The organism is Paenibacillus oryziterrae, from assembly GCF_042610485.1.
GTDB lineage: Bacteria > Bacillota > Bacilli > Paenibacillales > Paenibacillaceae > Paenibacillus_AQ.
This window is the reverse complement of record NZ_JBGJZO010000012.1, coordinates 74,821-95,769: the sequence shown is the minus strand read 5'-3', so window position 1 is coordinate 95,769 and position 20,949 is coordinate 74,821. Positions and strand designations below refer to the sequence as shown.

The following is a 20,949-nucleotide window of genomic DNA, read 5'->3' as shown; positions in this document are numbered from 1 at the left end:
GATTATACCAGCCGTGCAAACCGCTGCTCTGTCTTCTCCAGAAGCTGCGTACGCTGCTGCGGGCTGCGTCTTTCCATGCCCGCGTAATTGTACCAGCGCAGCTTGTGTACACCCATCTTGCGGAAGGTTCCGCGGAACAGCATCTTCGTAACAGGTCCGCCAAAAAACCAGCGGTAGATCATACTCGGTGTACTCATCACGGTTAGCAGAGATACCCCTTTCAGATTCGGAATCAAACTGACGAAAGGCCGCCCCGGTTTAGGTTCATCCATAATAATCCCCTTCACAAACACTTTATCGATAAAGCCTTTGGTAAGCGCCGGCATGGACTCCCACCAGATGGGGAATACAAAAATAATATGATCCGCTGCGAGGAGACGGCGCTGATAATCCGCCACCAGCGGATCAAGACTCTTCTTCTGCCGCCATGCGGCAAGCTCTTCACCCGAAAGAACTGGATTAAAACCGTCGGCATGCAGGTCTATAAGATCGATAAGGTGACCCGCCGCAGTCAGACCTTTCGTTACTGCTGCTAGTAAGGCGGCAGAATAACTTCTACGGTGCGGCACATTCTCGGATGCCGCCGCTCCATAGGGATGATCAAAAATGATGACAACATTCATTAAATATTGCCCCTTTCTTTAGTTTCCCGTATATAATTAATGTTTCTCGGAAACAATATAACATTATCTTCTTTTCCCGTCAATATAGTTTCCGCGAAACCATAAAATTGATATACTAAAGGCAGAAATCACAAAGGAGATTGACCAAGATGAATCAGCCTTCAGAACAGCCAGTGGATACAATAATCGACCCTGTCCATGAGATGCTCACCCGGGAGCTGATGGACACCGTCCAGCAAATGATCAAGAAATTTCAGAACGAAGATGATGAAGAGCGGCAGTGGCTGATGGAACACTGTGGGAATCCCGTCATTATAAAGCTTCTGGAGGATTTGACCGTAATGATGCTGCATGTCATTGATGCCGTCGGACACCTTGAGCCAGTTAACGGGATCACAATTTCGAAGCAGTTCGGAATCCCCAAAGGCAGTGTATCTAAAATCACCCGAAAGCTGGTCGAGAAGGATATCCTCCGCACCGAAAATTTGCAGGACAACAAAAAAGAAGTGCTCTTCAGCACTACTCCGCTTGGCAAAGAAATTTTCATTCTGCATCAGGCGCTTCACCGCCAAATGGACAAGGGGATCCGGCAGTTCCTGATCCGATATACTTCAGAGGAACTTCAGTTTCTCGTACGTTCAATGAAGGACACGCTTAATACTTCGTGGGTCTACCCGGAAAAGGCTGGGGAAGAAGCTCTGCCGGATGAAGGTTCTGTCTCGAAAGGAAATACTAGTTCCACCTCTGCAGCATCAGACTTAAACGAGATTACGTCGATGTTAATGCAGCTTAATTCACGCGATTTGAAGAAGGCCAAATCCATTCTTGCCGATGTGTTTTTTACGGATTATGACAGATAGATTCCTGCAATAAAAAGGCACATAAGTATTCATCCAAAGGAGTGTGCAGCATGTCTAATCTTGATCCACGGCTCATACGCAATGACTTCCCCTTCGAGTCCCGCTATCTTACCGTAAACAGTCATAAGCTTCATTATATCGATCAAGGCTCAGGGGATCCGGTTCTATTCCTGCATGGGAACCCGACCTGGTCCTACACGTGGCGGAACATCCTTCCGTATTTCGGAGATGATGTCCGCACCATCGCAGTAGATAATATTGGAATGGGCCGGTCGGACAAGCCAGCTATTGACTATACCTTCCTGGAGCATGCCGATTACATTAGCCAATTTATTGAGCATCTTGAGCTTGAGAAGGTGACTCTCGTAGGGCATGACTGGGGGGCGGCGCTTGGACTGCATTATGCCGCGAAATATCCGGAGAAGATTAAGGGAATTGTGCTGCTGGAGCCACAAGCTCTTGTGCCAAGTGCAGATTGGTCAGGATTCTCTCCGCAGGAAGCCGTTGAGCTTTTTCAGAAGCTTCGTGATCCGGAACTGGGCTGGCCTTTCATGCGTGACCACAGCATCTTTATCGAAGGAATGACTCACACGATCATAAACCGGCAGATCACCGCCGAAGAACTCGACATGTACCGTGAACCCTTCATGAATCCGGACACCAGACGTCCCATGTGGAAGTTCCCGAACCAGATTCCGATTGAAGGGAAGCCAGATGAAGTGAAGCAGGCTGTGCTGAAACGCAATGAATGGTTAACAGCATCGCTCATTCCCAAACTGCTGATCTATGCCACACCCGGCTGTAATGTCCGCGAACCGCAGTTGGAATGGTGCCGTACTCACTTGCAGAATCTAACGCTTGTTCCGATTGGCACGGGGTTTCACCATTTGACGGAAGAGAACCCGCATGCTGTTGGTCAAGAAATGCTGCGCTGGTTCCGGCAGATTCAGTAGGTCAAAGAAACGGAGGAGAATTTTTGCAAAAAAGGGACAGATCCGCGAAGAAATCCTTCACGATTCTATCCCTTTTGCATTTATTCCGTTAATTCATACTTCAGATCATACCGGTAGCATGCCGCGGCCTCAGTCTGCACAAAACCTTCATTTAGATACAAGGCTTTCGCTTGCTCGTTCTCCGCATTGACGCAAAGAATCGTCTTGTTGTATCCGTGTTCACGGGCAAAATGCAGAGCGGCTCTTAAAAGAGCTTTGCCAAGCCCCTGCCCCTGGTATTCTGGAATGAGTGCAAGCGGACCGATATTCATAATCGGAGAATCTTCATAATCATCATCCGCTCCACGGACAATACCAACGGGCTTATCCTGGTGATAAAGAATCTGCATGCCGCCTTCGATGTAATCTTCCTCAGCAACCATTTCACTAACCATCTCAGGAGTTACCGGCGTTTCACTTCCTCGCAGCTTCGCAAACCCCTTATTGCGCACCGCACACCAGATTGCCTCGTCCCGTCCGGGAACAAATGCTTTAAGCTCATAATCTTCCGGGAGAACAGGAGCAGCGGCTTCACCGGTTTCACACACCAGAAGGTAGGAGTAACGCTCCACCTCAAACTTCACCGCAGTAATGAACTCCGCGAGTTTCTTGTTGATTGCCGGAATAAACATCAACATTTTATCTAGGCCTTCTGTATGTTGCACAAGCTTCTCCAGCAGGACAGCAAAGATCGTGATATCGTCGATTTCCGAATGAAATATTCTCAGGCGGGCTTGCCGCCCCCTTCTGTAATAATCATTTATAATCAGTGAAGCCGCAGCGATGATCTCTCCATTTCCGTTGCAGACGATATAAGTAGGATTCTCCGCATCCGGCTCAAAAGCTTTTAAGTCCTCATCATATAGAAAAGAATCATCGATTTCGGATTTATGTTTTTGGCAATAGGCCACAAATGCGGCGATTCTTGCCTTATCTAAAGCCTCCGCTTTCATAGCTGTGCCACATCCTTTGACTATATTTCCATGCTTGCAAATAGCCTCTCTGTATCCTCTCGTTTACATAACTCACGTTCCGGATTCATCACTGCAGCCGCCCCGGCAGCAACTCCGAAGGACACAGCACTTCGCAGCGGTCTGCCCGACTCCAAGCTGAACACCACTCCGGCAACAAGACTGTCTCCCGCACCCACTACACTGACCGCGTTAACCTTTGGGGCTTCAATAAACTCTGTTCCTTCTTTGGTAATCAGCAGTGCTCCTTCAGATCCCAATGAAGCGACCACTACTTCCGTCCGGCCGTCCTCAATCAGCTTCAAGGCTGCCTGCTTCACACCTTCATGATCATTAATTGTAGTGCCAGTCAATTCTTCCAGCTCACGTGAGTTGGGCTTCAGTAAATATACCCCGGCATCCGCAGCCTGCTGCAGCGCTTCACCCGAGGTGTCCACGATAACCCGTGCTCCCCACTTTGCAGCCACCTTTACGACCCTGGCATAGAAATCCACCGGACATCCTGGAGGGAGGCTGCCGCTGGCTACAATGTATGTAGGCTGGACCGTCAGAGCACTCAATTGTTCCAGACATTGCTCCCAGTCACTCTCAATAAAAGAAGGCCCCGGCATATCGAATCTGAACTGCTGCTTCGTAGATTCGTCGAGAACAATCAGATTCTCGCGGGTCTGCCCCTGAATCGGAATAGGCTCATGACGAACCCCTTCCTTCTCCAGCATTTGATGGAGCAATTGCCCATGCAGGCCGCCGGATGTATATAGGGCCAGTGAGTCTCCCCCCAGCCTATGTATAGCACGCGATACATTGACTCCTCCGCCCCCTGGTTTATAGGAAGCTTCACGGCACCGCAGCTTATGATCGGGAACAACCTGCCCAATGCTGGTACTGGCATCGACGCTGGGGTTAACAGTTAACGTCACAATCATGAATACCTCTCCTTTGTCCTGAACAAATTCTCACAGTATTACAATGCATGATTACTGTCACTTATATTCGCCCAAAAGCACGCAGTAAGCGTACATTGTTAATAGCCACTTCGGCTTTCCACCAATTCTCACTGATCGCGAACTGCTTCTCATAAGCAGCCCAGCTCCAGGTAATATTCCATACCCCGGCTTCGTTTTTGCTACTGGATAAATATTCAAGTTCTTGTTCCAACAAAATCTCATTTCCGGTATAAAAGGGACTGGCTGGCGAATGAACAAAGGCCGATGGCCTGCAGCCGTATCCTTCCCAGTTCTGAGCATCACGCACAATCAGCATGCCGGCCTGCCGTACGGCAGCCTCCTGAAGTTCACTGTAGGGAAATTCATTCTGCAGCCCCGCTTGCGGAATCAGTTCAAGCAGCGTAACGAAGCATTTAAGCGGATGCATTTCAAGCACAGAATTAGACATGAAACGTTCTGCCAGCTCTTGAGCCACTTCCAATCCCCTTGCATACAGCGGAGTGCTTCTGTCGGCAAATTTCAGGATGAAGCCGGCAATGATCGCACTGGGATTGTACTCCGAGCGGGCTGTGCTGTCGGAATCCGTATGCCACCATGGTGCATGGGGGTAATCGTTGTTGGAAAGCACAGTGTTGAGCCATCTTCCCTCCACAACATCGGCACCGCTGTCTAAATACTTCAAAATCCCTTGGACCAAGGGATGAAGCTTATCCTCGAAATGGATCTCTAACAGCTTCTCGATCGCCGTAGTAGTTTGGATGGGAGTTGATGCCGGATTCCAGGAGTCCGCCTCCAAGGCATGGCCGAATCCCCCGTCTTGATTCTGATACGCAGATAATGCCTCGACCACTGCTTCAGGACTCCCAGACTCACAATGGTACTTCCATCTCGCTAAATCCAAGGGCCGGGCATTCCGGTAGATCCAGCGTCTGATCCCTTCGAAATCTGCATTTACGGCAACTGACATTCTGAATTCCTCCTAGAGTGTGATTGTTCCATCGTTCCACCATTCAATAAATTTCAATAAAGAAGGAGCAACCCAGGTGCGGCTATCATCTTCGTGACTCCAGGTATAAATATCATCTTTTTGTATGGAGCCATTGATAATAGAATACCCGAATAGATCACCATTACCTGCATCAGCAACAAACAATAGACTATCAAAAGGCATATAGATCTCTTTGCAAATCTCGTTGCTTCTTTGTTCTGAATTTTCCTCTATAATCCGGCTTGCCGGCCAGACAAAGTGGCAATTCATTTCATCGTTCACACCATCTGTTTCTTCCAAAAAACTTCGCAATTCATCCATATCCTGTATATTGAATCTACTCTTAATCTCCTCGATCTCTTTTGCAGAAGCCGGTTCATTAAACAAAAATCGCTCTGCGATATTTCTGATGTCATTTTTCCACATGTCCGTTATCCTTCCTGACGCCCGTATTGGATAATATACCCATTCCAAGACTATCATAAGTAGCTATAGTTGAATATAAGGAACTTTCCAGTACCATTCTGCTTATAATTCCGGTGACTCTAGCTCCTTAACCAATACGCAAATAGCTCTCATCCATGGAGCGATCTGGAAGTGATAAAGCTCATCTGCTGCACGGAGAAAGTTGATGATTGAACACCGTAAGCCAATTTATGATTCGTATTTCGCTGCTCCAGATGATGGTTCATGATTTAAAACCCTGAAAAAAGGAGGCAAACGCTTAGAGTCATGTCTAAGTGTTTGCCTCCTTTTTGATAAAGATTGCCGAACACCCCTTTCGTGGGTGCGGGCTGCCAAATCCGCTATTGAATAATAACCTATGCGGCTTTACCCGAGTGTGTATCCGCCCGTTTGTGCCGAAAGAACGGCTTGCCCTTCGACCAATTGATGAACGGTTGCTCTACGACATAATAGGAGATTGTCGCTGCCACATACGAAATTGCGACGACGGATACCGTGATGCCCAGCCACCGCCACACGTCAGTTATCCCGAAATAGTGGTAATCCTTAATGCCGTACTTTTCGATTAACGTAATAAACAAATAATGCCAAATATACAGGCCGAACGAAACTTTCGCCGTAAATCGGAAAAAGCGGTTATCCAGTAAGCGTCCTACCACCAAGCTAAACGGTGCCGACAACAACACGACTCCGAACAAAATGGCGTAAGCGGGGAAGTAGTACGGTTGATACTGGAGGCTGAAGTCAAATTCCCCTTGATGGCGCATGCGCCAGATCAGCAACCCTGCAAGCACCAAGGCGGCTGCCCCGGCTGCGTCGAACAACCCGAGCTTGCGCAGTCGCTCCATTGCGGCGCCGCGCTGCATAATCGCGATTGTTATGCCCGCCGCCACGATACCGATGGTGAAGTGGCCGAAGAATCCGATCGGATTGTAATTCGGCATCCAGTATTTTGCACCGCCAATCAGACCGTAATCCCAGCCCCGGCCATTCTCACTTGGCGTGAACCAATGGTGTACAAGCGAGTTGGCGACAAGCATCAATCCGAACGCGATGACCCAGAATGAGATCGCTCTTCCGAACGAACGCCGCTTGCTGAGCATAAACAATATAGCCATAAACAAAGGCATAAGGATGTAGCAAAATACCTCGAAGCTGATCGACCAGAACGGCCCATTCAATTCGGACGGAAAAAACGTGGTATAGTGGAAGCCCGTCGTAAACGTGAACCCCGTTAGGATTCGCCGCCATAAGAACTCCGTAGGAATATCCAGCCTCCATACGAGCAACAGACAAACCAAGAACGAAACATAGAAGCCGGGCATAATTCTTGCAGCGCGGCGCACTGCATATGTTCGGATACTCGGATATGCCTCATTCTCCAGATAAGATCTCCAAAAGGGGATAGATAACAAAAATCCGCTTAACACGAAAAACAAACTGACCCCGCTGTTCCCAAGCAAGGCAACCGACTGCACTTCTTGAAGCCAAGGCTTTTGCGCGGGCATCGCCAGACGCTGTGACACATGATGCAGGATGACGGACAAGCAAGCGATCGCACGAACGCCATCCGCTCCTGTCAATGGGGTATTGCCTAACCGAGTCTTTGACATCAGCTCATTTTCCTCTTTTCCGAATGGACTTCTTACTCCTATCATTCAATAAATTACAGGAAAATCCTTCTTTGATTTCATTATTCAGCAAAAAAGAGCAGCAGGTTGCCGATTAATCGGCAACCTGCTGCTCAAAATGTTAATTATTGTGTAGTTCTGCTGCTCCAGTTCGACTGGCGCACACCGCCTGTCCAGTAAGCCTCTGCAGGCGGATACTTCCCGGCAATACAGAGGAAATATAGTCTTCAACCGGATGCTGGCCATCTTCTTCTGCGAGCACCGTGACAATCCCCCGGTCTCCTGAAGACCGGACAAGTCGTCCCATCCCCTGCTTAAGGCGCAGCAGCATGTAAGGCAGATCCACTTCTTCAAACGGAGAGGCCGTTTCGCTGCGTTTGGCCATGAAGACTGGATCAAGCGGAGGATACGGCAAGGACCAGATAATCACATTCGACAGCGATGGACCTGGAATATCCAGTCCCTCCCATAGAGTGACGGCACAGAGCACGCTCTGCTCATCCTGCTGGAATGTTGAGATTAAATGACTGATCTCGCCATCTCCCTCATACAGGAACGAATACCCGCTGCATTCCGCTCTCAGTCCGCATTGCTGTTTAAACTGCAGCAGCTCCTCACGGGTTCGGAACAGCACCAGCGCCCTTCCGCCGGTCTCTGCAATAAGCCGCATGGTGATATCCATCTTCTCGGAGAAATCACCGGTAAGCGGCTCCGGCACATAGACCTGCATCTGGTTCTCATAATCATAAGGGGAGTCCACTGAGAACGATATTTCATCCTGAACTCCCAGACTGTCTTTCAGATAGCGGAAAGATTTATCTACCGACAACGTAGCTGAAGAGAAGACAACCGGCATTTTGCGGATGAATAGCCCTTCCTGAAGCACCTGTTTAACGTTCCGCGGCATGACGGATAAGGTCAGACCGTCACTGTCCTCCGAAGCCCAACAGATTAGCGCTCCAGAATCCTCGAACAGTTTAAGTGCAATCTCCATCATCTCCAGACGCTCTTCCACAATACGCAGCTGGTAGTCATCCAGCGTATACAGTGCACCTTCGAATACCAGTTCTTCTTCAATGGCGGCTGTGATACTGCGCAGCCGGTGTACTTCACGAAGCAGCGGTGCATCAAGCTCAATGCTCATCCGGTCTGAACCGGGAATCCGGCGGCACTGGCGCCGGATATGCTCAAACATAACCTCACTCTGCATGATTGCTTCGTCGATCAGCACCGCAAGTTCCTCACGGATTTCGTTCTGCAGCAGGCGGCTGATGACTTCTTCAAAGACCGTATGCTTCATCTTATAGCCCAGTGCTTTCATCGCTGCACTCTCTAGCAGATGCCCTTCGTCAAATACTACTGCGCTGTGCTCCGGAAGCAAAGGGATTTGCCCTTCACGCTTACGTGCTTCAAACGTCCATACATGCTCCATGTAATAGTCATGAGAGCAGATGACGAGATCACCGGCTTTCCGGTAATAGTCACGCGACAGGGTTTGACCGCAGCGGTGGCGCATATCGCATGTAAAACAATCCTGGAACGTATCCCAGTTGATCCGGCCCCACTGCTCATCGTTCAAGTCTGGATAATCCTTGCGGTCACCGTATTCATGAAACTGCTGCATCGCCTTATAGGAACTCACGAAATCCGGAAGACTCCCGTATAATTCGTCCAGCGGCAGACTGCCGTCGTCCCGGCTGCGGGACTGATCCAGCTTCTTCAGGCATAAGTAGTTATCCGGGGACTTGGCAAGCCTGGCGTCGATGTTCATGTCCAGATGCCGGGAGAGCTTAGCAATATCGCCCTCGGCTTTGACAAGCTGTTCAATTAGCGATTCATCAGCACATGCAATGACCACAGGTTTGCCGGTGTACCGCGCATAACAAATGCTATACAGCAGGTACACCAGAGTTTTACCCGTGCCCACGCCAGCCTCGGCAAAAATCGTCTTCTTCTCCGCAAAGGCCCGTTCCAGCTGGTAAGCCATATAAATCTGCTCATCACGCACTTCAAAACCCGCTTCGGGGAGAATTTCATAGAACACATCCCCAACCCATTCGCCTACTTGCTCTATAAAAGGCCTGGCAGGATCATATTCAAAAGGATACCGCTTCTTCAACGAACCTACCTCCATAATGTAATCAGACATCGAAAAGATTAATTATCTCATACAGAGAATAATTCCACAATAATAAAAATATCCAACACCTGAAATGCTAGAGCTAAGGGAGGGGCTAGACCGTATTTATTCTGGCTATTTCCTCCGGCTAAATGCTACTATAAACGAAGAAAATCGATTGAAGGAGGATGGATAATGCGTGAAACGATACGCTGGGGAATGATCGGATGCGGCAGCGTGACGGAGAAGAAAAGCGGACCTGCTTTGCAGAAAGCCGAAGGCTCTCAGGTAACCGCTGTCATGCGCAGGAATGGGGCACTTGCGGCGGATTACGCCTTAAGACATGGCGTCCCCCGCTGGTATGACCGGGTGGAGTCACTGATTGCCGATCCTGAGGTGGATGCAATATATGTGGCCACCCCTCCCTCTACGCATATGGAATACACTCTGGCTGCAGCCAAAGCAGGCAAGCCCGTTTATGTAGAGAAGCCGATGGCTATGAACAGCCGCGAATGTGAACTCATGTTAACCGCCTGCAGAGAAGCTGGGGTTCCGCTATATGTAGCTTATTACCGCAGGGGCCTCCCCCGCTTCCGCAAAGTGAAGGAATGGCTGAATAGCGGAGCCATCGGAGATATTCGTTTCGTCCGTACTCTCCACATGTCAAAACCTATAACAGAGGTTAAGCAAGACTATTGGCGAGTAAATCCGGCAATTTCCGGAGGCGGCTTGTTCCTTGACCTCGGAAGCCACACCCTGGATCTTCTGGACGATCTGCTGGGTCCAATCAAGGACGCCGAAGGACATGCTTCCAACCTCGGTAGTCCTTATCTGGCAGAAGATACGGTGTCAGGCCGTTTCCTCTTTGAATCGGGTGTTCATGGAACTGGAATGTGGTGCTTCAATGCATTCACCAATGAAGAATCCACGGAAATTGTCGGCACAAAGGGCAGCATAACCTTTTCTACTTTTTCCGAAAAACCAATTATGCTGCGGACAGCGGATGGAGAGCATGCAGAGTTCATTGAACATCCGGAACATATCCAGCAGCCGCTGATTCAGTCCGTAACGAATGAGTTGCTCGGCAAAGGCAATGCCTTTAGTACCGGTGAAACCGCCATGCGGACAACCCGGGTGATGGAAACCCTGATTCGCAACTATTACCAAGGTTGACCCTGCACCAGCCGGAGCTCATCTACATGTGAAGGCTCCGGCTTTATTTTGAACCAATTACATCAGCCCCCTACTCTGCATCTCTTACCGTAGTGGTACCGCTGATTTCCATCTCAACGTTCATCTCTAAGTCAGTATCCTCTATGATATTATCATTGTGCACACGTGGATATTTTCTTTCGAATTTCTCCTGAATATCAAAAATATCCGTTTTTTTATCCTTCCATTCCTGAAACAACTCCAGACAGTTATCCTCAACTTTCTCTGCCAGTGAACGCTCCAGCTTCTTAATGTTCTCTTCGTTAAGTTTAAGCCTACCTTGCACGGCAGATAAATCCGTATTTAATTTCAACGTAATCGTCACCTTTAATCGTTCATTCCTATAGTCTAATTTGGAATCAAACGAATTACTCTTCAGCATCACAGAGACTGTCTTCGTCTCATCATTCGGATTAACGGTATTGATATTCCCTGATACCGCATTATCCAGCAGAAAGTTAAAAAATATAGTATGGTCGCTATCGACCGTTCCGATTAGTGTATATTCCTTAATTAGCCCGAGGCCGTCCACATAATACTGTTTCTGCGCCTCCTTATCTTTAGAAACATTCAGTAGAGGCACGGAGTTTACCTTGTCGCCAATGTATTTCTGGTTCATGAATTCCTTAATATTGATCTTGACGCCGTAAGAGGTCACGGATTCCTTGCTGCCCAGCATTTCATAGAGATACAGACCTGTGATCGACTCTTCCTGATGACTCGGAGTAACGAAACATTCTGTCTTTCCCAGAAAAACCCCCACAAGGGTGCGTTTGTTGGACTCCTGCCATCGGTCAAACAGCTCAAACGCCTGGTCAATACCGCTACGGGCAAATTTTTCGGTGAATAAAATAACTTTATTATGAGACAAGGTGACAGGTGAACTGGTATGGGTCTCCAGTCTGTTTAAGGCATCTCCGGCATTCTCAGTGATAATCTTATATACAATTCTTTGCTCCTTATTGGCTTCCTTGGTGGAGCTGCGGGTAGAATTCAAAGTCTCAAAATAGAATACCAGTTGGTCGTCCTCATCCTTATCAATCAGGATCGAGGTAACAAAAACCATTTTATCGAGGTCCCTGTAGCCCATGCACGAGGTTAACAGAAATACCTGAATCAACAATAACAGCGAAGTAAATCTTATCTTTTTAATAGGCTTCATCATCTTTTACCTCGGGATATAAAAGGTTTAGATACTTTGTTCAGAGGCCCCCTTGACAGCACATCATAATTAGCTGCCCGGAACGACTTCTCGGTACCCAGCGGGAACAAGTATGGGAAGTCACATGATCTCAGCGCAGCCAAATGGGAGATCAGGATAATAAATCCCAGATAGAATCCATGCAAGCCAAAAAAGGAGGATATGATAATAGAGAACAGCGCCCATACAGACACCGCCGCAGTTAATCTAGGGTTAATAAATGATGTGATGGCATAAATTCCTGTAACGACAACAGTTGCCTGCGACGCCAGCCCTGCCCCAACAGCCGCGTCGCCCAGTATCAGCGCGCCAACAATACTGAGTGCCTGTCCGACCTGATGCGGCAGCCGCCGACCGGCTTCCCTCGAAAGTTCAAAGAACATAAACATCAGAACCACCTCAACCACGGTTGGAAAAGGTACACCTGAACGGGATACCGCCAGCTTGAACACAAAAGCCGACGGGATCAGGGAGAAATGATGTGTGGTCAGGGCCACATAAAATCCCGGCAGCAACAGTGCCATCATTGCTGATAAGAATCTAATTATGCGCAGCAGAGAAGCAAATATCATGTTGGTAGCATAATCATCCGGAGCCTGCAGATTCTCAAAAAAGAAGAACGGTGCAGTAAGTGCAAACGGGGTGCCGTTCACAAGAATAGAGATTCTGCCCTCAAACAGCCTGGAGACCACCGTATCCGGCTTCTCTGTATATCCTGTTGTATCAAATAATGAATTGTTGGGGCTCAAGGATTCCGCCACATATTGAGTGTTCAGAACAAATTCGTTCTGCATCTCCATAAGCCTGTTACGCACCTGTGACACGAGATCATCGGGGGCTGTACCTTCGATATAGAGCAGTACCGCCTGCGTCTTCGATTCTTTGCCCAGCACATGGCTCTCCACCTTAAGCGTCTCTGTAGCCATTCGTTTCCGGATCAAACTGACGTTGTTCGCCAGAAGCTCATTGAAGCTTTCATTGGAGCCTACCAGCGAAGAGTCGAACAACGATTTCTCCACTGGCCGCGTTTCTATTTTCCTGGCGTCAAAATAAGCCGTATACCCGATAGCCTCAATGATCAGCAGGGGATCACCGGATAGAATATGCGACATCGCCGAAGCAACATCTTGGACTTCACCAATGTTTGCGGCATATATTGTACGTCTAATCTCCTCTTTATCGGTAACATCCTGCTTCAATTGAGATAAGGGCTCAATGATATATTGACTGATGTAACTTGCATCACAGATGGTCTCAATATAGAAAAGGGTGATCGTATGCCGGTCCATACGAATTTCTCTCATAACCAGATCGTAACAGCCCTTTAACTTATTAGAGATATCAGCTGCTTTTACGGTCATGAGTCCTCGCCACCTTCCTCAATTTTTAAGTAGTATGCCAAAATTCCGGAATAACATTCCAATATATTGCCAATACTGGCGACATAAACTGTTTCTTCGGAAAATGGAGGCACTAGTATGGCGAGCATCAATTCAAAATATATATTTTTTATTATCACCAGTCTGGGAGTTGTAACACTGAAGACGTTTCCCTCTACATTCATCAAGATGGGCGGCAGGGACACCTGGATTGCAATGATTGTTGCTTCCTTATGCATCCTTGTATACTTATGGATTATTTTGACCATCAATAAAAAAACCAAGAGTTATAATCTTCTAGAGATTTACTCCAAATCTGTCGGGAAACCCATGGGTGCTGTATTTTCATTACTTTTTGTGCTTACCATTCTATTAACTATATTTGAGAGCGCCGGGGCCGAGGCCAGTGTCATGCACGCAGGGTTCCAGCAGTTCACTCCCGTATGGACTTTTATTGCCGTCACTGCAATTTCCACGATTTATGTGGTCAAAAAGGGTATTGCCTCTGTAACCATCACCACTGTTATTGTCATAGTGTTCATTAGTCTCTCGGGCATGCTGCTCGCTGCACTGACACAGAAGTATAAAGAAATAAAGTACATCTATCCCATTCTTGAGCACGGCATAACACCCGGTTTACTATTTGCCACCCTAAAGATACTAGGGGCACTTAGCTGCATCACAATCTTTATTCCTTATCTGGACAGTGTCCGCAATAAATCCAGAGTGCGTTTGTACAGTATGATTGCTCTGATATTTGTCGTACAGATGCACATTTTCTCTATCTTTGGAGTAATTACAACCTTTGGCCCTGATCGGGCTGAGAATCTGCTCTTCCCTAAGCTTACTCAGACCCAGATTATCAGCGCATTCGGTTTTCTTGAGGCAGGTGAATTGTTCGTTATGCTTCAGGTTGTGGCGGGCTGGTTCATCCGGTATATCGTGTGTTTCTTCGCGCTGATGGAGCTGGTACGGCTCTCCGGGCTTAAAATAAGGTATAAAGAATACTATGTTAGTGCGCTAACCATCATCTTCTCCTATATTTTCTCTAAAAACTTATTTGATATGTTCGCAATTCTCAATTATCTGCTGTACATCCAGCTGGTTAATTTCCTCGTGATACCGCTTATTCTCTATACAGTCTTTTATTTTAGAAAAACAAAGATGGCCGCTGCACGGGGCTGAAACTGCAAACAAGGGCATTCCGAAGACCGTCAATGCGGCCTCAGAATGCCCTTGTTTTATGTGAAATCAATCTTACTTTATCCCGCCAAGACTTCCCCCTTCGGCAAATATCCGTTCAATATTCTTCTCAACGGTTGAATCTGGGATCAGCGGAGGTGCCTGATGCGGCTTCACCCGGGCGTCAATTATTACATTGTCGCAGCCCCAATGCTTGTACTCGGTGCGGCTGTTCACTCCGTAAATATCATGTGAAGGATTACTTCGGGTGAAGGCAGCCCAGAGGAAGTTATCCAGAGCCTCGCTCATAAAGGTACTGTCATCGCAAAGAATGATGACCGGACAAGCAGTAAGCCGACCCTTTTGTCCTAGTGAAGCGCAGAGCTCCGCGATCTCCTCCTGAGCATCGGGATAACTTGTGAAAGCAGGACCTTGAAGAGCCACGATTCCCGGCATGATCAGCTTAGCCTGATTAAATCCAGGGACACCACTGAACACAACCGGCACTTCCGTACATAACTCTCTCTTCACTTCTCCGACCGCAGCGAATATAACCTTGCTTCCGGTATTTATGCCAGTTCCGGAGTAATCCAGCGTATCAATGGTTGTATTCGTCTGGAAATGAATATCCCGCTGCAGATCAATCCGCTCCAGAATATAACCCAAGAAGTCCTGAATATCATGTGTATTCACAGGACGGTCTTCTGCCGCCGTAATGAACAGATACTTGGCCAGACTGAGTTGTCCCGTCCCAAGTATCCGATTCGCGATCGTCAGAATCTCCGCAGGCTGCTTCACCTGTTGATATGGGGTGTAGCGTTCGCTGCCTACCGCAAAGAGTAAAGGATGCACACCTGCAGCATCGACGGCATGCACCTCTTGTACTCCGGGAATTTCTTGCCGGATTGCTCCTCCGGTCAGCTCATGAATAAGGGCTCCGAAGGCAGTATCCTCTTGCGGCGGCCGTCCAACCACTGTGAATGGAAAGATGCCGTCTTTCTTGGCATAGACTTTGTGCACCTTCATAACCGGAAATGGATGTGTGAGACTGTAGTACCCCAAATGATCACCGAAGGGACCTTCCGGTTTGGTGTCCCCAGGGTGAATGTCACCGGTGATGACGAAATCTGCATCATTACTGATACAGTACCCGTCCACGTAGCTGTAGCGGAAATGACGCCCGGACAAAAGGCCCGCGAAGGTAAGCTCGCTGAGGCCTTCCGGCAGTGGCATAATAGCCGATAAGGTATGAGCCGGAGGACCGCCGATGAATATACTCACCTTAAGCGGTTTCCCCAGCTTATTGGCCTTGTCCTGATGAATTCCGATGCCGCGGTGAATCTGATAATGAACCCCGACCTCCCGGTTCAATTCATATTCATTGCCGCTGAGCTGTATCCGGTACATACCCAGATTGGAATTCATAATACCCGGCTTGTCCGGATCCTCGCTGTAGACTTGGGGCAAGGTGACAAAAGCACCCCCATCTTCCTTCCAGTGCTTGATCAACGGAAGCTCGGAGATTTGTATCTCCCGAAATCCTGCAGGCAGACCGCCCAACTGCTTCAGCGGCAACGCTCTTCTTGCTGCAAGTCCGGTTCCGATATATTTAAAAGGATTCTTGAGCGCCTTCACGGGATCATTACGGAGAGCAATCACATTTTGTGCCGAAGCCCAGGTATGCCGGAAGATAAATTTGCTGCGCTCCACGGTTCCGAACAAATTGGATACCGCCCGGAACTTAGAACCCTTCACATTCTCGAAACATAAGGCCGGCCCTCCGGCCTCGAATACTTTCAAATGGATCGCTGCCATCTCCAGTTCAGGATCAACCTCTTCATGAATACGGATCAGATGCCCGTGCTTCTCCAAATCGATAATGCATTCTTCCAAATTACGATAGGTCATGGTATGGCTCCAATCTGCTGAATAATCAATTTCGTATATCATCAGTTTACGACATAATACCAAAAAACACATCACGGCAAGCATGATGTGTTTATGACTCAAAGCATTCCTTCCATTTCTTCTCTGAAACCGGCATATAAATCAGGTGCGATCTGCAGGAACAAGTCGGTTAATCGGGGATCAAAATGGGTTCCCCGTTCAGCCTGAATCGTCCGGGCCGCCTCCTCAAAGGACCAGGCGCGCTTATAGGGTCTCTCAGAGACTAGCGCATCAAAGACATCACACAAAGCAGTGATTCTGGCATAAATGGAGATTTCCTCTCCTGAAATCCCTTCAGGATATCCCTGGCCGTCCCATCTTTCGTGATGCGAAAGAGCGATGATTTCGGCCATTTGTATGACCTTGGATGAGCTGCTGCTTAATATGGAAGCTCCGATAAGAGAATGATTCTTCATAGTAGTACGCTCTTCCGTTGTTAAAGGGCCTTTTTTGAGCAGAATATGATCAGGTATTCCGATCTTCCCGATATCATGCAGCGCACTGGCATGATACAGCATTTCGCATTCCACTCTGCTAAGTCCTGCAGCCTCACCTAAGGCGCGTGCATAATGACTGATCCGGTTAATATGCATCCCCGTTTCATAATCCTTATACTTAGCCGCAACTCCAAGCCTGTTCAAGAGATCCAGATAGCTTTCTTCAAGAACTTGGGTCTTCTCCCGGACTCTTTTATCAAGAACATCCACTTGCTCTTTAACCTGCCGGTATAACGCCTTGGTCTCCAGCAGATTCCTTATCCGCAGCGTCACTTCCAGCGGGTCAAAGGGTTTAGTAATGAAATCCTTAACTCCGTGCTGCAGCGCCTGGATCCGGTTGGCCTGATCAGAATCACTCGTGAACATCACGATAAACAATTCATCCTTATTGGTAACCGCCTGCAGCTGCTGGGCCACCTCAAACCCGTTCAGATAGGGCATGTGAAGATCTAGGAGCACAACATCAGGACGGTTGTCCAAAAATACCTTCACTGCTTCCCTCGGATCCAAGGTATAGCATATATTATCTAATTGGTACGCCTTCAGGATGTCCGACATCATCTGTATCTGGAGCCACTGGTCATCAACAAGCATAATGGTTGGCTTGAGGTTATCTTTATTCATAAGATTAGACCACCTCCTAAGTATACTCTTCAAATTACAGCTAATGGATTGAGAGATTACTCCTTACTCACTTCCCGGGTAATGGTGAACTTGTCTGACATTTGCTTCAAGCTCTTAGACATGTGCGTAAGGTGATCTACCAATCCGGACATCTCTGATACATGACTTTGACTTTCTTCGGCATACACAGCAATTTCCTTCACAGATATTAAAGCCTCATTCGTCTGGACTTCCTGTTCATCGGTAGACTGCAGAATGCCGGCAATGCGCGTCTCCATTTCGCCAATCGCCTGGAGGATACGCTGTAAGGCAAGCTCGGTCTCTGTGTTTTGATCAACACCTGTGTAGACTGCTTTCTCCGCATCCCTCATATATTTATTCACTTCATCTATCAATTGGCGGATCACCTTAGTTGACGTTGAAGTTTGATCGGCCAGCTTCTGGATTTCCTTCGAGACTACGGCGAATCCTTCACCCGCCTCTCCCGCTCTGGCGGCTTCGATTGCCGCATTTAATGCCAGCAGATTGGTCTGACGCGAGATATCATCGATGACTGAGACCATTTCAGAAATGGCCGTGGTTTTGCGAGATAGCTCATCCGTTGTTGAACGAATATTGAGCATGCTTCTTCTCGCTTCAGACACAACGATCCCCCCCTGTTTTCCAGCAAGTACTGCTTCCTCTGAAGAAGCGCCCGCCATAGAAGCTAAGCCGACAACCTCTTGGATTCCCTGCTCCAACAGAAGCATCTGACCAGCAACCATCTGCACACCCTGAAACTGTTCACGTGCCCCGAGTGTCAATAACTCAAATGACTTGTTAATTTGTCTGGTATGTGAATCTAGCACATCGGAATGGCTGGATATTTCACGGATATCTTCAGACAGCCCTGAAACCAGGTGACGGTAAGACTCCCATAGCCCTCCAAGCTCGTCCTTTCTGGTGGTCGTCTCAATAACTACCGACAAATCACCAGAGGCTACCTTTTTCATTAGTTGTGTTAAATCATGTATCGGCTTCGTCAGCCGTCTGGCCAGCAGCCATCCGGCCAGTCCCGCCAAAATAGGAAAAATGCCACCAATCTTGAAGGTAACGGCAAGCATATCCTTCGTCCGTTTGGTAATAATCTCAGCATCAAACTCTACCACCATAAAAGCGCCAATTTGGGAGTCTGTTGTATACAGGGGAGCGTAGCCAGCCTTCCTCTCCAGTCCGTTGAAGCTATAAATAGAAGAATACATCGGATGTCCGCTCTTTATCATCTCCTGAAGAAGCTTATCGGAAACGGGCAGGATATCCCCTTTATTGATACCGCTGTTCTGCATTCGTTTATCGGGAACTAGAATTGTACCATCAGCGGCAATAATAGCGGCATCCAGAAAAATAGACTTGTGATCAACAATGCTGTCTATCTTGGCCTGAAGCCCTGGAAAAACTTCAGTATTCCCTTGTATCAGTTGCTGTAGCTGACTGCTTTCAATTAAACCGGTGGTTATGCTGGCACAGCCTACCAGTTCTTCCCCTGCCGCTTTCTCGATCTGCTGGTAATTAACAAAATAGCCAGCAGTCATAATTGACACAACACTGAATAGGACTAGAACAATTGACAAGATCGATATTTTTCCTGTAATCCCTACTCTTCGCCGCTTCATCCTTTTGCCCCCGTGTCACTTTTTTCCTTATTTTCTCATAAACTCTTAAATAGTTAACTATACCTTCTTCCTGTTTTTAATCCGGCTAAATAAGAAGTGATTCCTATAGAAACTCTCTGATATACAAAAAAACAAAAAAATCCGCCACACCCAATGTTACCGGGTCATGACAGATCCATTTAGCTGCTTTTTATTTTTCGGACAATTAAGTTTATTCTTAAAGGGTTTCTGAATCCTGCTTAGGCCACTGACCAACAAACTCGGCTTCGTTGTAACTAAGGAAGTTGTGGAGTATCTCTTCACGGTCGTCCAGAAAGAGCTGATCCGCCACACCGGCAACAAGCTTGGGAATCGCATTTCTTAGGCCTGAAATCGCTGACGCAGAGAGACCACAGCTAGCCAAAGCGGAATAATTGAACATAAACAGCCCGTGCAGCAGATTGACACCTTCCAAGTCACGACTTAGAAGGGCAAATCCGGGGCTAAGATAGGGGTGAGCATCAAGCAGTGAGTTGGCCTTATCAGCAGGGGCATGGTACCTGTCGATCCAACGGGCAATATGGCCTTCGATCAGCTTAAGCTCCGGACGCAGGCCAGGATCACTGATCAGGCCGGTACTAATAATCAGGAAATCAAACGTATAGTCACCCTGCGGTGTGGTCACCGTTGCTCCTTCACCTGTTTCTTTCACATGAAGCCAAGGGGAACCCAGATGCAGTTGAAAGCCGGGCCATGAAGCTGCCCGTTCAAATGTATCATTGGTGGGCGGCTGATTGAATGTGAAGAAATGGGAGATCACAGCATATTTATCCTCATCGGTCAGCGCATGGAACCGCTCGATCATACCGGAACCTTCCATTTGACGGATCGGATTGACGCTCGGCAGCTTGTCGCGGCGTACGAAGACGTGAGCTTCAGCCACCCCAGCAGAAAGCGCAAAGCTGGCATTATCAAAAGCCGATGCTCCACCGCCCAATATGCCTACTCTTTTACCTTGAAGTGACGCGAAATCGATAGTTTCCGAGGTATGGGCATACAGTTTCCGCGGCAGTCCTTCGGCGATCATCTTTGGTACATGCCATTCACCACCGCCTTGTATGCCTGTCGCCAGAACAACCTTTCGGGCCAGCAGCACTTGTCCGGGGGCTCCCGGTCCACCAATATGAAGCCGATATAGTCCTTCGCCAAATGGTTCAACAAGATCCAGCTTCACCTCGTTAAGAACAGGAAGATTCAGTACCTTACGGTACCAGCGCAAATAGTTCATCCAATCCCCGCGCGGGATCTTATCTACCTTCTCCCACCCGAGGGGCCCTGTCTGGGCTTCCCACCAGGAACGGAAAGTCAGTGACGGAATTCCCATGTCTATGGAGGACAAATGTTTTGGGGTGCGAAGCGTAACCATACGGGCATATGTCTCCCATGGTCCTTCCTGGCCTTCACTATTCTCATCGATTACCAGTATGTTAGAAATCCGCTCGCGCAGCAGTCCGAAAGCAGCACCCAGCCCACTTTGTCCCCCGCCGACGATCACAACATCATAGACATGACCTTCGGGATGTTCTACTCTGCGGACCCAGTCGGTACCTCCATAGGCAAGGCAGGATAGATCATTTCTCACTACTTCATTCAAGGCTTCCAGACTCATCTATCTCAGCC

The 20,949-nt window shown here is 48.1% G+C and carries 17 protein-coding genes; 4 read left to right on the top strand and 13 right to left on the bottom strand.

Annotated elements, in window-relative coordinates; genetic code table 11:
- Positions 1-2 precede the first annotated feature (2 nt).
- On the bottom strand, positions 3-623 hold the full coding sequence (locus ACAN55_RS14415; RefSeq protein ID WP_379133908.1) for an NAD(P)H-dependent oxidoreductase: 621 nt from the start codon (positions 621-623) through the stop codon (positions 3-5).
- 149 nt (positions 624-772) lie between these two features.
- Between ACAN55_RS14415 and ACAN55_RS14410 the strand changes: the two genes are divergently transcribed.
- Both ACAN55_RS14410 and ACAN55_RS14405 read left to right on the top strand, forming a co-directional pair.
- On the top strand, positions 773-1,483 hold the full coding sequence (locus ACAN55_RS14410) for a winged helix DNA-binding protein (RefSeq protein WP_379133906.1): 711 nt from the start codon (positions 773-775) through the stop codon (positions 1,481-1,483).
- A gap of 50 nt (positions 1,484-1,533) precedes the next feature.
- Positions 1,534-2,436: a haloalkane dehalogenase gene (locus tag ACAN55_RS14405; protein WP_379133904.1), complete on the top strand. Its 903-nt coding sequence runs from the start codon at positions 1,534-1,536 to the stop codon at positions 2,434-2,436.
- An 80-nt stretch (positions 2,437-2,516) separates the two neighbouring features.
- Here the strand turns inward: ACAN55_RS14405 and ACAN55_RS14400 are convergent, their stop codons facing one another.
- The 6 genes from ACAN55_RS14400 to ACAN55_RS14375 all read right to left on the bottom strand — a co-directional run bounded on the left by ACAN55_RS14400 (position 2,517) and on the right by ACAN55_RS14375 (position 9,596).
- Positions 2,517-3,428: a GNAT family N-acetyltransferase gene (locus ACAN55_RS14400; protein WP_379133901.1), complete on the bottom strand. Its 912-nt coding sequence runs from the start codon at positions 3,426-3,428 to the stop codon at positions 2,517-2,519.
- Between the two features lie 20 nt (positions 3,429-3,448).
- Complete coding sequence (locus ACAN55_RS14395) at positions 3,449-4,372, bottom strand: 1-phosphofructokinase family hexose kinase (RefSeq protein WP_379133898.1); 924 nt, start codon at positions 4,370-4,372, stop codon at positions 3,449-3,451.
- 61 nt (positions 4,373-4,433) lie between these two features.
- A complete protein-coding gene (locus ACAN55_RS14390) occupies positions 4,434-5,360 on the bottom strand; it encodes a hypothetical protein (protein WP_379133895.1) in 927 nt (308 codons plus the stop codon).
- 12 nt (positions 5,361-5,372) lie between these two features.
- Positions 5,373-5,807, bottom strand: coding sequence for an SMI1/KNR4 family protein (locus tag ACAN55_RS14385; RefSeq protein ID WP_379133892.1), 435 nt, complete (start codon positions 5,805-5,807; stop codon positions 5,373-5,375).
- Positions 5,808-6,202: 395 nt separating this feature from the next.
- A complete protein-coding gene (locus ACAN55_RS14380) occupies positions 6,203-7,504 on the bottom strand; it encodes an acyltransferase family protein (protein WP_379133890.1) in 1,302 nt (433 codons plus the stop codon).
- Positions 7,505-7,598: 94 nt separating this feature from the next.
- Entirely contained in the window at positions 7,599-9,596 is a 1,998-nt protein-coding gene (locus ACAN55_RS14375) for an ATP-dependent DNA helicase (protein ID WP_379133886.1), read from the bottom strand.
- Between the two features lie 195 nt (positions 9,597-9,791).
- Here ACAN55_RS14375 and ACAN55_RS14370 point away from each other — a divergent pair, with 195 nt between their 5' ends.
- Entirely contained in the window at positions 9,792-10,769 is a 978-nt protein-coding gene (locus tag ACAN55_RS14370) for a Gfo/Idh/MocA family protein (protein ID WP_379133883.1), read from the top strand.
- A 70-nt stretch (positions 10,770-10,839) separates the two neighbouring features.
- Here the strand turns inward: ACAN55_RS14370 and ACAN55_RS14365 are convergent, their stop codons facing one another.
- Together ACAN55_RS14365 and ACAN55_RS14360 are read right to left on the bottom strand one after the other, a co-directional pair.
- A complete protein-coding gene (locus ACAN55_RS14365) occupies positions 10,840-11,931 on the bottom strand; it encodes a Ger(x)C family spore germination protein (RefSeq protein ID WP_379133880.1) in 1,092 nt (363 codons plus the stop codon).
- A 38-nt stretch (positions 11,932-11,969) separates the two neighbouring features.
- Positions 11,970-13,370, bottom strand: coding sequence for a spore germination protein (locus ACAN55_RS14360; RefSeq protein WP_379133877.1), 1,401 nt, complete (start codon positions 13,368-13,370; stop codon positions 11,970-11,972).
- Between the two features lie 117 nt (positions 13,371-13,487).
- Between ACAN55_RS14360 and ACAN55_RS14355 the strand changes: the two genes are divergently transcribed.
- On the top strand, positions 13,488-14,573 hold the full coding sequence (locus tag ACAN55_RS14355; RefSeq protein ID WP_379133875.1) for a GerAB/ArcD/ProY family transporter: 1,086 nt from the start codon (positions 13,488-13,490) through the stop codon (positions 14,571-14,573).
- A 72-nt stretch (positions 14,574-14,645) separates the two neighbouring features.
- Here ACAN55_RS14355 and ACAN55_RS14350 read toward each other — a convergent pair whose 3' ends face one another.
- From ACAN55_RS14350 to ACAN55_RS14335, 4 genes are all read right to left on the bottom strand, one after another.
- Complete coding sequence (locus ACAN55_RS14350; protein ID WP_379134000.1) at positions 14,646-16,478, bottom strand: UbiD family decarboxylase; 1,833 nt, start codon at positions 16,476-16,478, stop codon at positions 14,646-14,648.
- A 98-nt stretch (positions 16,479-16,576) separates the two neighbouring features.
- On the bottom strand, positions 16,577-17,638 hold the full coding sequence (locus tag ACAN55_RS14345; RefSeq protein ID WP_379133873.1) for an HD-GYP domain-containing protein: 1,062 nt from the start codon (positions 17,636-17,638) through the stop codon (positions 16,577-16,579).
- Between the two features lie 56 nt (positions 17,639-17,694).
- Positions 17,695-19,290, bottom strand: coding sequence for a methyl-accepting chemotaxis protein (locus ACAN55_RS14340; RefSeq protein ID WP_379133871.1), 1,596 nt, complete (start codon positions 19,288-19,290; stop codon positions 17,695-17,697).
- A gap of 217 nt (positions 19,291-19,507) precedes the next feature.
- Positions 19,508-20,938, bottom strand: a complete 1,431-nt coding sequence (locus ACAN55_RS14335; RefSeq protein ID WP_379133869.1) for an NAD(P)-binding domain-containing protein — start codon at positions 20,936-20,938, stop codon at positions 19,508-19,510.
- Positions 20,939-20,949: the final 11 nt, after the last annotated feature.